This window comes from Paenibacillus sp. lzh-N1 (assembly GCF_002872435.1).
In the GTDB taxonomy this organism is placed as follows: domain Bacteria; phylum Bacillota; class Bacilli; order Paenibacillales; family Paenibacillaceae; genus Paenibacillus; species Paenibacillus polymyxa_C.
In genome coordinates, this window is the sequence record NZ_CP025696.1 from 5,549,723 (window position 1) to 5,564,488 (window position 14,766).

The 14,766-nt window shown below is 43.5% G+C and carries 15 protein-coding genes and 1 pseudogene; 5 read left to right on the forward strand and 11 right to left on the reverse strand.

Features of this window, described 5'->3' with window-relative positions; genetic code table 11:
• Positions 1 to 86: 86 nt before the first annotated feature.
• The 3 genes and pseudogenes from licT to C0638_RS24635 form a co-directional block, all read right to left on the reverse strand.
• Positions 87 to 943: pseudogene (licT, locus tag C0638_RS24625) on the reverse strand (BglG family transcription antiterminator LicT).
• A 243-nt stretch (positions 944 to 1,186) separates the two neighbouring features.
• The gene (locus C0638_RS24630; RefSeq protein ID WP_025676279.1) at positions 1,187 to 1,522 is read right to left on the reverse strand and encodes a carboxymuconolactone decarboxylase family protein; all 336 of its coding nucleotides are present in this window, start codon (positions 1,520 to 1,522) and stop codon (positions 1,187 to 1,189) included.
• Positions 1,519 to 1,905: a tautomerase family protein gene (locus C0638_RS24635; protein WP_058711451.1), complete on the reverse strand. Its 387-nt coding sequence runs from the start codon at positions 1,903 to 1,905 to the stop codon at positions 1,519 to 1,521. The genes C0638_RS24630 and C0638_RS24635 overlap by 4 nt, the downstream gene beginning before the upstream one ends.
• Before the next feature lie 110 nt (positions 1,906 to 2,015).
• Between C0638_RS24635 and C0638_RS24640 the strand changes: the two genes are divergently transcribed.
• Positions 2,016 to 2,924, forward strand: a complete 909-nt coding sequence (locus C0638_RS24640; protein WP_058711452.1) for a LysR family transcriptional regulator — start codon at positions 2,016 to 2,018, stop codon at positions 2,922 to 2,924.
• Between the two features lie 103 nt (positions 2,925 to 3,027).
• Here the strand turns inward: C0638_RS24640 and C0638_RS24645 are convergent, their stop codons facing one another.
• From C0638_RS24645 to C0638_RS24660, 4 genes are all read right to left on the reverse strand, one after another.
• The gene (locus C0638_RS24645) at positions 3,028 to 4,956 is read right to left on the reverse strand and encodes a PTS fructose transporter subunit IIABC (RefSeq protein ID WP_058711453.1); all 1,929 of its coding nucleotides are present in this window, start codon (positions 4,954 to 4,956) and stop codon (positions 3,028 to 3,030) included.
• A gap of 66 nt (positions 4,957 to 5,022) precedes the next feature.
• On the reverse strand, positions 5,023 to 5,934 hold the full coding sequence (gene pfkB, locus C0638_RS24650) for a 1-phosphofructokinase (protein WP_058711454.1): 912 nt from the start codon (positions 5,932 to 5,934) through the stop codon (positions 5,023 to 5,025).
• A gap of 2 nt (positions 5,935 to 5,936) precedes the next feature.
• On the reverse strand, positions 5,937 to 6,683 hold the full coding sequence (locus C0638_RS24655; RefSeq protein WP_058711455.1) for a DeoR/GlpR family DNA-binding transcription regulator: 747 nt from the start codon (positions 6,681 to 6,683) through the stop codon (positions 5,937 to 5,939).
• Positions 6,684 to 7,040: 357 nt separating this feature from the next.
• Complete coding sequence (locus C0638_RS24660; RefSeq protein ID WP_058711456.1) at positions 7,041 to 7,712, reverse strand: O-methyltransferase; 672 nt, start codon at positions 7,710 to 7,712, stop codon at positions 7,041 to 7,043.
• 126 nt (positions 7,713 to 7,838) lie between these two features.
• Here C0638_RS24660 and C0638_RS24665 point away from each other — a divergent pair, with 126 nt between their 5' ends.
• Complete coding sequence (locus C0638_RS24665; RefSeq protein WP_058711457.1) at positions 7,839 to 8,726, forward strand: LysR family transcriptional regulator; 888 nt, start codon at positions 7,839 to 7,841, stop codon at positions 8,724 to 8,726.
• Positions 8,727 to 8,813: 87 nt separating this feature from the next.
• On the opposite strand, the gene C0638_RS24670 is transcribed toward C0638_RS24665, so the two are convergent.
• Positions 8,814 to 9,896: an ankyrin repeat domain-containing protein gene (locus C0638_RS24670; protein ID WP_058711458.1), complete on the reverse strand. Its 1,083-nt coding sequence runs from the start codon at positions 9,894 to 9,896 to the stop codon at positions 8,814 to 8,816.
• A gap of 205 nt (positions 9,897 to 10,101) precedes the next feature.
• On the opposite strand from C0638_RS24670, the gene C0638_RS24675 reads away from it, so the two are divergent.
• The 3 genes from C0638_RS24675 (at position 10,102) to C0638_RS24685 (ending at position 12,433) form a co-directional block, all read left to right on the forward strand.
• Complete coding sequence (locus C0638_RS24675) at positions 10,102 to 10,797, forward strand: Crp/Fnr family transcriptional regulator (RefSeq protein ID WP_102163823.1); 696 nt, start codon at positions 10,102 to 10,104, stop codon at positions 10,795 to 10,797.
• Between the two features lie 96 nt (positions 10,798 to 10,893).
• A complete protein-coding gene (locus tag C0638_RS24680; RefSeq protein ID WP_102163826.1) occupies positions 10,894 to 11,553 on the forward strand; it encodes a peroxiredoxin-like family protein in 660 nt (219 codons plus the stop codon).
• A 67-nt stretch (positions 11,554 to 11,620) separates the two neighbouring features.
• Positions 11,621 to 12,433, forward strand: a complete 813-nt coding sequence (locus C0638_RS24685; protein ID WP_082689649.1) for a DNA alkylation repair protein — start codon at positions 11,621 to 11,623, stop codon at positions 12,431 to 12,433.
• 289 nt (positions 12,434 to 12,722) lie between these two features.
• Here C0638_RS24685 and C0638_RS25950 read toward each other — a convergent pair whose 3' ends face one another.
• The 3 genes from C0638_RS25950 to C0638_RS24695 all read right to left on the reverse strand — a co-directional run bounded on the left by C0638_RS25950 (position 12,723) and on the right by C0638_RS24695 (position 14,724).
• Positions 12,723 to 13,163 (reverse strand): helix-turn-helix domain-containing protein, encoded by a 441-nt coding sequence (locus tag C0638_RS25950; protein ID WP_233902258.1) that lies wholly within the window; start codon positions 13,161 to 13,163, stop codon positions 12,723 to 12,725.
• Positions 13,085 to 13,615 carry a hypothetical protein gene (locus C0638_RS25955; RefSeq protein WP_233902259.1) on the reverse strand — a complete coding sequence of 177 codons (531 nt, stop codon included), beginning with the start codon at positions 13,613 to 13,615 and terminating at the stop codon, positions 13,085 to 13,087. The genes C0638_RS25950 and C0638_RS25955 overlap by 79 nt, the downstream gene beginning before the upstream one ends.
• A gap of 230 nt (positions 13,616 to 13,845) precedes the next feature.
• Positions 13,846 to 14,724, reverse strand: a complete 879-nt coding sequence (locus tag C0638_RS24695) for a radical SAM/SPASM domain-containing protein (protein ID WP_013370372.1) — start codon at positions 14,722 to 14,724, stop codon at positions 13,846 to 13,848.
• Between the last annotated feature and the right edge of the window lie 42 nt (positions 14,725 to 14,766).

Genomic DNA, 14,766 nt, shown 5'->3' on the forward strand with positions numbered 1-14,766 from the left:
GTATCGCCTGCTTATCAGTAACAATCCTTAAATTTAAGTTGTGAGCCTACTATAAATCACTCCGAAATCGTTTGCAAGCTTTTTTTCTAAGAATCAGCCATATCGTTTCTGGAGGTTACACGCTGTATATGAATCGTCAAATACACTTTTTCATCAATCGACATCGCACTTTCATGCTTTAATTCCAAGTACTGATTAATTAATTGGGTACACTGAAAAGCCCTCTCGTATTTATCTTTGACTTGGTCATACAAGAAGTTATCCCCTGAAGCTAATTGCTCTTGTTCATTGCTCAACAAGCGTTGGCAAAGTACTGCAAATGAGTAATAAACCGCGAATAATTAAATGAGGTTTCATCCAGTGTAATCTGATAGTAATCGGTTACAATATTGAAAATGTCATCAATGACCTCCGTAATCTCAACCGTTTGTTTCATGCCCTGACCGTCTTGTCTTGCATTGACAAAATGCATGGCAATAAAGCTTGCTTCATGCTCATCCATTTGAATGCCAAATTGAGCATGAATGATGTCCAATGCATTCATACCTATCATAAATTCTTTTTTGTAAAATTTTTTGATCTGCCATAACAGTGAATTTTTAAGCCCCACGGATTTTCTGTATCGAGAGATGGCAAATTGAATATGGTCAATCAAGGAAATATAGATATTATCACTAAAAATATCTCCCATTTCTTTTTTGGCGCTCCCTACAATTTCATCCGCCACCTTTAAATACTCTACAGATGTTTCCCCAATGAGATCAATTAATTTTTGCGGAATTTTATCGGACTTTAATACAAAGGTTTTTTCTATTTTTTCTTCATCGACCCTTTGACCATTTTTCTTTTTAAAACCCAGACCGTTCCCTATGACAACAAACTCATGACCTACCTGATTTTCGGCCCGAATGACATTGTTGTTAAATATTTGCCGGATGATCATCTAGCTGCTCACCTCATTGATGTAATGACAAAGTTTGTAATAACAAAAAAAACCAAATAACGACTAAGTCCATTAGTCATTATTTGGGTATCGCCTGCTACCAGTAACAATCCCGAAGGGCACTTCACCCCTCATTCAATTACTCTTACTATACCGCTTTCAAAGCAGAATAACAATACAATCATACCAAAAAACCGCCAAACACTCGAAATCCTTGTGCTCAGCGGTAATTCAAGTTCATGGTTAACGTTCTTTTTCTTTACAAAATACGTCTTTGGCAACCTGAACTGCTGAGGCCGCCCGCGGCCATCCTACGTAAAAGGCTAGCTGTGTAATGACCTCAATCAATTCTTCCTCCGAAATCCCGTTCTCTTTGGCCAGGTTCAGATGATAAGGAAGTTGATTCACATGCTCACCCGCTACCAGAGCGGCAACTGTAATAAAACTCCGTTCCCTAAGAGACAACTCACTTCTTCTCCATACATCTCCAAAAAGAACATCCTCCGTATAGCTTACAAAAGCGGGTGCAAAATCACCTATCGTTTCCCGAACACTCGATCTGATTAATTTATGCTTCATAAGATCATTTGGGCAAGTCCGTTGCCAAAGGACCAATCCTCTAATTCAGTCTCTACCAGCGTCACAAATACATCCTCTGATCTAATCTTGCATTCAATAGATAGGAGTTCGGCTAACGTTTGGTAAAAACTCTTTTTTTGTTCCGTAGTTCTACCCGATCCCATTGTAATTTGGATGTACAGCAGCTTGTCTGTTCTGGGTACATTCAAATAATCTGGACTATAATAAAACTCGCTCTGCTTATGAACATGAAAAACCTGAAAATAATCTTTGGGCGGGACCTGAAAATGTTCGATCAAAGCAGTCATAATACAGCGACTAACGCCAGGCAGCTCTTGTTCTGTGTATTGCTGCTCCATGTAGCCTACTCGTACAAAGGGCATATTCATCTCTCCTATCTTGGGAATAAGATGATTGTACTCCCCTCACCTCCATCTGTATAATTGAAAATAATAATAATTATATTCAATTTCATCGATGGAGATGAGTCCATATGGATTTAAAAGAGTTAACTACGTTTCGTACCATTATTGAAGAAGGAACCTTCTCAAAAGCTGCCACCAAATTAAACTACGCGCAGTCTACAGTCACGAACCAAATCCAGAGGCTAGAGAAAGAGCTGGGGTTTCAGCTTTTTAAAAGAGGCTGGGATGCGGAATTAACTCCCTCAGGAAAAATGTATGCCGAAGAAGTTGACGGACTTATTCAGCATTGGAATTTTGTAATGGATCAGGCAAAATCGTTGAAAAAAGAGGAGATTGGCACGCTCCATATCGGTGTGATTGAAACGGCAACTGCTACCGCATTGCCTTTGATTATACGACGGTTTCGAGTGCATAAACCGAATATTACGTGCCATTTTACAGTAGGAAACACGGATACACTCTCCAAAGGCTTGGTAGACGGTACGCTGGATTTTGCAATTTCCGGGGAACCTCACTCGAATCCTTCCTTACAATTTGAACACTTATATCACGAACAAATTGCTTTTATCGTATCCCGTAATCATCCCTTCGCGGCAAGAAGTAAGCTTCAGCTCGAAGATCTGTATGAGTATCCGCTTATCGTCGGAGGTAAGAACTGCTTGTACCATTTACGACTGGAGAAAGAGCTTTCCGGCTTCCCGTCGATGCCGTTTTTTTATTCCATCAGTCAAATTTCGTCTATACCCTCATTCGTAAATACGATTCCATCGGTTGGAGTGGTTCTGTCGTCAATGCCTTTGCAGAAGGACCTAGTCGCCATCCCTCTCCAGTTAACAGACCCGAATATTCCCATCGGACTATTACAAAACAATCAGCATCCACAATACCTGACTTCGGCCCGAAGGCTGTTTATGCAGTTGGTTAAAGAGCAATGGGGAATGACACCCGTTGGAGCTGAAAATATTGAAATCCTATAAAAAAACCGCTAAACACATCGTTATACGAGTGTTTAGCGGTTTTGCTATGATAAGGCCAAGAGGAGTTCGGTTCCTCTTTTATTTTATACTCTGGTGATACTCGTTATTTCGTTTCAACTGTTTTTTTCCACAGTCCCAGAATGAGCGCGGAAATCACGGAGCCAATCGCCACTGCAAGCAAGAACAGCAAAGCATGGTTGGCAAGAGCTGCTACAAAAATCCCGCCATGTGGAGCTGGAAGATTGATTTGCCAGAATTGCGTCAGACCACCAGCAATCGCTGAACCTACAATACAAGAGGTCAGGACACGCAGGGGATCAGCAGCTGCGAATGGAATGGCTCCTTCCGTAATGAAGGACAATCCAAGTACATAGTTCGTCAAGCCAGATTTGCGCTCTTGCTCGGTAAACTTATTTTTGAAGAACGTCGAAGCTAGTGCAATCGCCAGTGGAGGTACCATACCGCCTGCCATAACAGCTGCCATCATAGCCCCGTTTGTGTTACCGCTGGAAGTGAAGACACCGATCGAAAATGCGTAAGCTGCTTTGTTGAAAGGTCCACCCATGTCGATCGACATCATTCCGCCCAGAATCAGACCCAAAATAACCGCATTACCTGTTCCCAAATTGTTCAGAACATTGACAAGCCACGTATTAATACCACCGAAAATCGGATCGAACAGGTAGAACATAATCGCGCCAGAAATTAGGAGTCCAAATACAGGGTATAACAAGATTGGTTTTAAACCATCCAGAGCTTTTGGCAGACCTGCAAAAGCTTTACGCAGGAAGATAACTACATAACCGGCCATGAAACCAGCTGCCAGACCGCCAAGGAACCCTGCATTGGAGTTTACAGCCATCAGACCACCGACCATACCTGGCATCAGTGCCGGGCGGTCTCCAATGCTCATTGCGATAAATCCGGCCAGTATCGGAATCAGGAAGTGGAACGCACCTGTTCCCCCGCCAATCGTTTGCAGCAGTTGGAAAAGTACATTATCTTCTCCGGCCACTTGTTCGATCAAGAAGGAAATCGCTAACAAGATCCCCCCGCCGACAACGAATGGCAACATATGAGAAATACCGTTCATCAAATCCTTGTAAATTTTACTACCCACGCTGGTCTTCTCGGCTTTTGACTCTTCAGCGCTGCCTTTACCTTCACTACGGTAAATTGGCGCATCGCCGTTTAGCGCTTTGCGAATCAATTCTTCAGATTTACGGATACCGTCACTTACCGGTCTTTGCAATACAGGCTTACCGTCAAATCTAGCCATTTCGACCTTCTTGTCAGCTGCAACAATGACACCTTTGGCACGACGAATTTCATCCGCTGTCAGTACGTTTTGTGCGCCTTCCGAGCCGTTCGTTTCTACCCGGATATTGACACCCATCTCTTTCGCTTTCTTAATGAGAGCGTCTTCAGCCATAAACGTGTGCGCAATGCCTGTAGGACAAGCGGTCACCGCAACGACAAACTCGTCAGAATCCGGGTTGCCAACGATTACCTCCGGTGTTTGCTGTGCTTTGGCTGCCTCTTTCTTGGCCTCTTTGGCTTTCTTGGCAGCTTCTTCTTCCGCCTGTTTGGTATCAAATAGCTCTGTTACTTCATCTGGTGTTTGCGTGTTCATCAGTTTGTCGATGAAATCGGTATCAATGAGCAACCGCGAAAGAGCAGCCAGTGTGCGAAGATGCGTATTCGCTGCTCCCTCTGGAGCTGCAATCATAAAGAATACTTTTGCTGGCTCGCCGTCCAACGATTCGAATTCTACGCCTTTACTGCTTTTGGCAAATACAACGGTCGCTTCATTCACAGCTTTGGTCTTGGCATGCGGCATCGCAATACCGCCGCCGATTCCAGTGCTGGATTCGGCTTCGCGTTTGTAAATCATTTCTTTAAACAAGGCACGGTCATTAATACGTCCACTTGCTTCGAGACTGGCGATGAGTTCCTCAATCGCTCCGTCCTTTGTCGTCGCCTGCAGGTCCATGATCATCGTTTCTTTAATCATCAGGTCTGTTATTCTCATTGTTCACACTCTCCTAAGTTCGATCAGCGTGTAGACACACGCATATTAAGCTCATGATGCACCGGATTACCGTTTTGAAATCGTAACTTGCGGCCGTAATTGTTCAATTTTCTCTCTCGTAGCCAAATCGTCAGAGAACGCAGTTGCGCTTCCGGATGCCACTCCTGCACGGAAGGCTTCGATCGGATCGCCATGAAGAGCCAGCGTTCCTACGAATCCAGCAATCATAGAGTCACCTGCGCCTACAGAATTTTTCACCGTTCCTGCTGGTACATTTGCGTGATACACTTCATCAGCCGTAATGAACAAAGCTCCTTCTCCTGCCATGGAAATGAGTACATTTTTTGCACCTGCTTCCAGCAGTTTACGACCGTAAGTGACGATCTCCTCCTCTGAATGAATAGTTACGCCAAACAACTCAGCCAGCTCATGATGATTGGGCTTAATGAGCAGCGGCTTATGAACCAAAGCCTTCATCAGCGCTTCACCTGTGGTGTCGATGACGAATTCAGCCCCGGTGTCCTGACACACGCGAATCAATCGCTCATAGAAGTCTCCTCCAAGAGATGGCGGGATACTTCCCGACAAGACGACAATGTCATTTTTCTGGAGACCCGCCAGCTTTTGTACCAATGCATCGGCCTCTTGCTCACGAATCGCAGGTCCCAAACCGTTAATTTCTGTTTCATCACCATGCTTGAGCTTAATATTGATCCGTGTATCATCTTCGATCATTACAAAATCAGTTTTAATGGATTCTTCCCGCAATGTATCGTCGATAAACCTGCCTGTGAAACCTCCGAGAAAACCAATCGCCGTGCTGTCTGCTCCCAGTTGGTTCAATATACGTGATACGTTAATTCCCTTGCCTCCTGGCAGTTTTAGATCACGTTTCATTCGGTTCAAATCACCGAGCTTCAAATCGTCAACTTCCACGATATAATCAATGGAAGGGTTCAGTGTTACTGTATATATCATTGTTATCCCTCGATTATCTTAGTTTTCTGAGCTATGGATCGGCGTGAACGTTCTGGCACCGACTCAGTAATAAGGATAGCTTCCTTGAGATCGAATAGTTTGGCGAACGTTACTTCTCCAATTTTGCTGGAATCGGCCAACACATATGATTTGCCGGACAGCTGATGGGCACGCCGCTTGATCAGCGCCTCTTCAGGATCAGGAGTCGTATACCCCATCTCCACATCTACCCCGTTCGTTCCCAGAAAGCACTTGTCGAATCGAAAATTGTCCAGATTCTGTAGGGCAATACTCCCGATTACGGCTTTGGTATGAATTTTCATCATCCCCCCCAGTAGATAGCTTCTAATTCGTTTGCTTACCAGTGCTTCTACGTGGGAGAGACCGTTTGTCACGACCGTCACGTCTTTAGCTTCAATGTAAGGAATCATCGCCATCGTTGTTGTTCCCGCATCCAGATAGATACATTCACCATCCAAAATTTCTTTAGCTGCCATACGGGCGACTGCGTTTTTTTGTTGAACGTTTTTGAACGTTTTTTCTTCCATGCCGGGTTCCTGACTTTTCTGATTCAGCAAGGTTGCCCCTCCATGAATCCGCTTTAACAACTGACGGCCTTCAAGATCTATCAAATCACGCCGAATCGTTGACTCAGAAGCTCCCAAGAGATCAGCCAATTCCTGCAACTTTACAACACCACGTTCTTGTAAGCGCTGTATTATTAACTTGTATCTTTCTTCCGTCAGCATCTTCATTCCCCCAACTGTTCTTATCGTACCACAAACCTAGCAAAAAACAATCATTTTTCTTCAAAAAGATTCAAAAAAATTCATTCCAACTTCATTTTTTTACAAAATGGTGAATTCCTACTCTAATCAGCATGATTGCGTTTACATTTTAAAGAAATTTCATCTGCTTTTATGTAAATTCATTCTTCTTACATGGAAATTCAGCAATAAACGTTCAAAAACGTTCTGACACTTCAATTAGTACTATTTTACCATTCTGCGTACCATTCGTCCCAACCTTATTTAGTCAGAAAAGAGCTAATCACCGGGACTTCGTCCTCAGTGTTTAGCTCTTTGGACGCTTAACGTCCCTGACACTCAGTCCTTAACGATTCCAATAACGAAACCATCATATCCCTTGCTCCCCACGGTCTGAAAGGCTGTAGCTGTAATTCTCGATTCCTCAGCCAGCAAATCATAAAACTTTCTTACGCCCTGCACACGAGGGTCTGTGCTGTAAGCTTGAATGATCTCCCCTTCACGGACAACATTGTCCCCGATAATAACGGTGCCAGAACGTGAAAAACGAAGTGCCCACTCCAGATATAATGGATTATTGGGTTTATCCGCATCAATAAAAATGAGATCAAAAGGTGCAACGCCCTCATCCTTCATTTGTGTCAACTGCTCCAATGCGTCTCCCTCTCGAAGTTCCACCATTCCATCCAACTGAGCCAACGATATATTCGACCGAGCGATTTTAGCATGAACCGGATGGGCTTCCAGCGTAACTATTTTTCCATCTGTCGGCAACGCCCTACCCAGCCAGATTGTACTGTAGCCTCCCAAGGTACCAATCTCCAACACACGTCGTGCGCCTTGCATTTGAGCTAAGATATTTAATAGCTTTCCCTGATTAGGCGACACATCATGCGGAGGTAATCCTGCCTGTTGGTTAGTAGCCAATACCTTTTCCAAGACAGCATCATGCGGAATAAGACGCTCCGAGATATAATGATCTACTTGTTCCCACGTATTCGTTGAATGCATTTGCTCCACTCTCCTTTGGCTTTAACTTACAATTTGATTGTAAATGAATTACTATTATAAAAATAATATATGTTTTTACTCTATTCATAATTTAAATGTATGAGTTAATCAGAAAGGAGTCCGGTCTTGAACCTGCATGCATTACGCTTATTTCACGTGGTCGCCTCTACAAGGAGTGTGACACGTGCCTCTGAGCTATTAAAGATTAGCCAACCTGCGATAACAGCCCAGATTAAAAAATTCGAAAAAGAAATATCCCTCACACTGCTCGTGCCCATGGGAAGAGGGATTACCTTAACCGATGCTGGTGAAAAGCTTGCTGTTCTCGCCAAACGGCTCTTTGCTGTCGAACAGCAAATCGAACAATTTTCACAGGATTATCGTGACGGAGCCCATGGTCATATTCGGCTGGCTGCTACTTATTTACCGGCTCATTTCCTCATTCCGGCCTGGATCGCAAAATTCAAACAGCAATATGAACAAGTTGAAATGACGATTCATACCACGAACTCCAATGATGCCTTGCAGCAGCTATTGAATATCGAAGTAGATTTGGCGATCTATGGAGGACTGCCTGAGCAGTACTCCGATACGATTCAGACCGAAGAATTGTTTCGTGATGAGCTATGGTTTGTAGTAGCGCCGGATCATCGGTATGCGAATCAGCAGGTTTCATTATTGCAAATGATGCAGGAGCCCTTTGTTATGCGTGAGAAGGGAAGCTCGACACGAGAGAGATTGTTTTCCTTATGTCGAACCTACAATGCCCCTGCTCCCAAAGTCACACTTAACTTCACAGGGCTGCATGAGGCGATTACCGCAGTGATTGCCGGTTATGGTGCAAACTTTGTGTCCTCACTAGTCGTGCGTGAATATGTAGAACGCGGTGAGCTATGCCGGGTATATGTGGAGGGTGTCCAGCTTCTCAATTCAATCGCTATTTGTACTCGCAAAAATGAGCCACTATCAGCGGCTACCCAGAATTTCATCCAGCTTATTCGCAATCATTCTTGATAAGCATGGGATACCTGTGTACACTTGCGCCTTCTTTTAATAACAAGAGCCATGACTGCGTGCATACCGCATTCATGACTCACCTTGTTATGATAAATATTCACCCTCAATCATCTTCTCCAGGTAATCTCCCGGCTGCGCAAGAAACTCAGCAAAGCTGCATACATCCGCATATTCCTGATGTTCTTCATCGTAATAGCCCAGACACTTGTGCTTGGGATTCCACACCAAAAGGATATCCGAATAGTTATCTACTTCTAGAGACAAACGCAACAGCTTTTGCCGACCTAATTTCATCTCAACCGTATCTATGAAAGAGAAAAACTCAACAAATTGGATACCTAAATCATTTTCTGGCAGGTCTACACGGCGCTGGTCTCCCATTAGAAAGACTGTAAGATCCTTCGGAAGCTTGTAGCTTTTTAAAGCATGTTGTTTATTCTCCAGATTATGAAACGCTGGCGGTTCCACAGACTTTAGATATTCGGCCATTTCCACGTTCTTATTGCTAACAGCAATCGTATATGCCCGATCTCCACCTTTTTCTGCCAGTGTCACGTCAGCCCCATGCTCTACCAGGTACTTAACCATCGCAAAATCATTATTTCGTGCTGCTACAGTTAAAGGAGTCGCTTTATAGGGATACACCATATCAGAGGCATTGTAATTAATATCTGCACCATGCTCCAACAGTAGTGCTACAGTGTTCAGGTCATGGCTACTAACTGCGTTGCGCAGCGTCGCTCCCCCATGCTGCTTTATATCGAGGCCAAGTTCGTGAATCAGCGGGATATTCTTTTTATTGCCATAATAGGCTTGCTCATAGGCACCAGATTTGACTTGATTTTTTCCGTCCAGCTTGGCACCATGGGCCACCACATAGCGGACAATCTCTTCTGAGCAGTAGCGAACAGCTGTTAAAAATGCAGGGCGATCTTTTGCATTGAGTTGAACTCCCTGCTCCACCAACAGCTTTAACACGTCCATTCGCTGAGAAATAAGCGCAAGGTCTAATGGACTTAACGTCGTATGTTTGCTGAGTTTAATTTCTTGTTCTATATCCCAGCCTTCGGTCAGCGCTTGGCGTAATGCCGATATATTGCCTTCTACAATATGCATTGCGATTTCGGGAAGAACGTCAAATTTGCCAATATCTTTTAATTGGATCATTGTATACCCTCACTCTTTATGTATCTATTATCATGTAAATCTATTTTATACCAATCTCCCCTTTACATAAATCCGCCTGACTTCCCAGTTTATTTGCTCACTTTTAATGCAAACAAGTGAGTAGTATAGGTGAAAGTACCTTAGAGAAGCTATAATTGTATAGTATTATGATTCTGTATACTCGATGCAACGAAAAGGAGAACATATGAATAGCATTCAATACTTATCCCAATTCAATTTGCTACATAGTCTCTCACGAGAAGATTTGATTGAAATGGATCAAATGACCTCTATTACGACTATACAAAGAAACACATTTATTCAAACCCCGGATACCTTCTCCAAGGGGCTTTATTTTGTGAAAAGGGGAAAGGTACGTCTCTACAAGCTGAATGCCGATGGGAAGCAGTTCACTTTGGATATTCTCAGTGAGGGAAATGTATTCGGTGAAATGGACATGATTTCGCTGGGGACACGGGACATGTACATAGAAACGATAGAAGAATGCGATATCTGCTTGATGGACACAGACCGATTTGAACATTTTTTAATCCAGCATCCCCGGTTTATGATGAACATGATTCAGGTACTAAGTGACCGGATCTCAGGAATGAGCAGTTTAGCCCAGCATCTGGCTTTGGGGAATTTACAAGATAAAATTATGTATGTTCTGCTGAAATTGTCCGATCAGTTTGTCCTCCAAAGCCATGATGAATATTACAAAATCAATTTTCCCCTCACCCATCAAGAAATTGCCAATCTGGTCGGGGCCACCCGTGAAGCCGTAACAACTGCTCTTCAGGAGCTTGCCAATGAAAAGGTCATTAGAACCGGCTTTAAGACCATTTACATTCATCGTGAAAAACTATTATCTGCTACTAGAAATGTATGGGACCTATAAAGCAAACACAGCAGTTGTAAACTACATTACATCTATATTCCGAAGAAAAGAAGTATCGTATACCTACCCCAAAATATACGATATGGAGTGAATGAGATGAACAATTCAAGATTGCAAAATGAACTGGATTCAGCCAGAATTGATATGGAAAAAATGCTCCCTCAAGAGATACTCGATACATTTGAGAAAACGATTCGAGAAATTAGTGATTCGAATATCGCTAGTGGACTCAGTCTCGGAACCCAAGCACCTGATTTTAGCTTACCCGATTATACAGGCCGCATTATAACCCTTTCTGAGGAAACAACAAAGGGGCCAGTGGTTCTTATTTTTTACAGGGGACATTGGTGTCCGTTCTGCAATTTGCAGCTCAAAGCCTACCAACGATACATGGATGAGATAACGTCGCTAAATGCCCAACTGATTGCCATAAGCCCGCAGACGTCCGAACATTCAATGAACATGCAGCAAAAAAATGAATTGAGCTTTCATGTACTAAGTGATATGCATAATCAAACAGCAGAAAAATACAACCTCAATTTTAGACTTCCTGAATACGCACATGAAATTTACAAATCATTAGACATATCCCTGGATACATTTAATGGTGACAGCACTTGGGAGCTTCCTGTACCCGCTACATATGTCATTGATTCAGAAGGTATGATTCGTGCAAGAGTTGCTGATGCTGACTACAAAAAACGAATGGAGCCTGCAGAGGTATTACAGATTCTACGCTCTCTAAAATCATCATGAATACATAAAGACACAAAAAAGGAGGAAGTATATGGACTCTAAAAGTCCGATCCTAATGCCAGATTCGATATTACACCGCAAAGGAGCTCGCAAAGGAACAGATATCCCCCCTGATGTACTTCAACTGCTACAGCAGGGACAGCTTGAGACCGTGAATCTTACCGAATGGCTAGCTGTGGATCATGTTGTTCTTCTGCGGAACGCTCTGGATGAGTTTGGATTGCAGCGATCATTCAATGTCTTCTTGACTGAATTGGATCATCTGAAGGAAAAAAAGATCATGAAAATGATACCCGCAATAGCACAGGCGTGGCTTCATGTGTTTGAGCAACAAGCGCTAGAAGAACGTACTCGACTCTTTGACGCGATGGCCTCCCATCTTTCAGACAGCATTCGCTGCTGGGCTGCCTACATCATCGGGATTGATTCCCGTTTAAGTCTAGAAGAAAAATTAGCTGGCATTCGACCATTTGCAGCGGATTCCCATTTCGGAGTACGTGAAATAGCCTGGATGGCAATGAGAGAACCTATATTCTTGCAACTGGATGAGGCGCTTGCGCTATTAAACAGCTGGGTGCGAAATGAGGATGCTAACATACGTCGTTTTGCTATTGAATTAACCCGGCCACAAGGCGTTTGGGCCAAGCATATCCCTGAACTAAAAGAACATCCCGAGCTGGCTCTTCCACTTTTGGAAGCGGTTCAATCCGACCCAGTCAAATATGTTCAAGACTCGGTGGGCAATTGGCTGAATGATGCCAGCAAAACTAACCCGGAATGGGTAACTCAGGTTTGTGATACATGGCTGATGACTTCTGATACAAAGGAAACGAAGCGAATAGTGACTCGGGCCCAAAGAAGCTTGAACAAAATGAAATAATTTGAAGACTCCTCCCTATCCAATCCATATCTAAAATATTCACATAGACTATGAGATACATCTGGAATATTAGGAGTGGAATTTCTATGTCTATTATCCGAATCTATATGGAAGCAGACAGTATTGTATCTGGGAACGTTGCAGCGAGACGGGTTAACGACACTTTCTGCTACTAATCTAATCATAAATACTGGCTTATTAGTTGGCGTTACCGTAGTTGTTGAGGTGATCAATTTCAACACCAGCGCTTCCTCAACTTCTGTCAAGTATAACGTGTGAAGGCTGTCCGCTAAAGGGCATATTTAAGCTTCGTTTGGGGCATATCCTGATCTTGTCCCTGGATATGCTGCTGCCGTTCTTTTTTAAATCGTATAGGAGATAGTCCCTTATATTTCTTGAAGCTGCGACTTAATGAATGCGCATCTGGATATCCCACACGCTCTGCGATCTCCTGCAAAGTGGCATCCGTCTGCATTAGCAGCTCTGCCGCCCGATTCGCCCGTATCTGAACCAAGTAATGAATTGGACTGGTATGCATTTTACTTTTGAACAGCCTTGATAAATGTCCGGTACTGCACTCTAGGTCCTCCGCAATAGATTCTAGTGTTATAGGCCGACTAAAATGCTCACGAATATAGGTTACAGCTTGCGCTACCAAGTCAGGCTTAAGGGGCTGAATACCTTGTCGATCCAGTTGATGTAACAACTCGAATACAAAATGATGAAACAAAGCTTTGACATGCAGTTTACCAAGTCCCGATCCCTTATCTTATGCCATTCTTGCTCCAACAGCTTCACTTTATCATACAGGGGCAGCGGGTAATGAGGTCCGAAAGCATACTGATTCTGAAAGGGATTTTCCCTTTCCAGCAATTGTGCGACCTCCTTACGACCAGGCAGGGCCAAAGTTGCCTTGTACAGAATGATATAATATTCAAGCACATCCTCTGTCAGGACGCTCAGACACATTCCTTCCCCCCCATGCAGGACATGGAAACGATCCACCCTATGAACACTGTCATCCAGCCATACTCGTGCACTTCCGCGCACCGTATATAAAAACGTACTGACCGGAAGTCTATAGCTCCTCAATTCTTCCCCTTTATCCATTTTCTTATGGCGAACATCCATCACCTCTATAAACACATGATTCCACAATACAATGTGATCGTTCAACTTCATTACTACCACTCAGCCCCTATCCAAACCGATGTGTTGCTTATCCCGCCCAATTTATTAGAATAAATTTATTATAATTGATAATCATTCTCACAAGCAATCATTACGTCTAACTTCCTCTAGATCGTCAAAGCCGCTGATTATCCCCCTATGCAAATATAAGAAAAAGCCCTGTAAAAGGGCTCTCTTTCTTGTGATCCATTCTATTGTCGCTTAAAGTTCCACCTCTATGATTAGGTTCCAAATCGTTTGCGATACCCACACTTTCGGCACAACTCTTCTACTGCTTCTCTTCTGGAGAATCCAAAGTACAGACGGTTTGCACGCTCACCTTCCACGATCTCGGAAAAAGTTTGCTCATGCACATTTCCTAAGTTAATGACACCTTCTCCATCAAGACAGCAAGGGACCACTGTTCCATCCACCAAAACCGCCGCCTGACTGCGAAGCGCGTGACAAAAGCCTTTTCCGTCATCTTCCGGAGCACTCAGGCTAGGCCATTCAAATTCGTAGTCCTGATTCAAATATACATTAGGAGCGATTTTGACCCCACTGCCCGGTATTACTTTTTCCTCAATCCGATAATCCAGTCCAAACTCTTGCTCCAATTGCTCCAGTGTCTCCCGGTTGCGCTGACGCTGCACATTAGTCAAATTATCTTGAGTCAGATTCCAGAGACGGAAGGAGATAATGATATTGTGCTTCACAGCTTCTCTGACAAACGTGAAAATATGACCCAAATAACCTTCTCGATCCACAGAACCTTCATGCCCGTCGAAACTATGAAGAGAAAAATTCATCTGCCGTAAGGCTGGCTGACCAAGCAGCTTATGTCCGGTCTTCGGCAGCAAGGTACCATTGGTGGTAATGTTGACCTTTAAGCCTTTCTCATGCGCACTCTCCAGCAAAAGATCAATTTTGGGATGGAGCAAAGGCTCTCCTTTTACATGCAGATAAATGTAATCCGTATGCGGCTTGACCTGATCAAGCACATTCCGAAAAACTTCCGGATCAATAAATTTTTTGACACGTTGTGTCTGAGGGCAAAAACTGCATGCAAGATTGCAAATGCTTGTGATCTCAATGTATACCTTCTTAAAAGTCTTCAACATGATTTCCCCATTCTAACCTTCATCCTGAACATTTGGTTTATG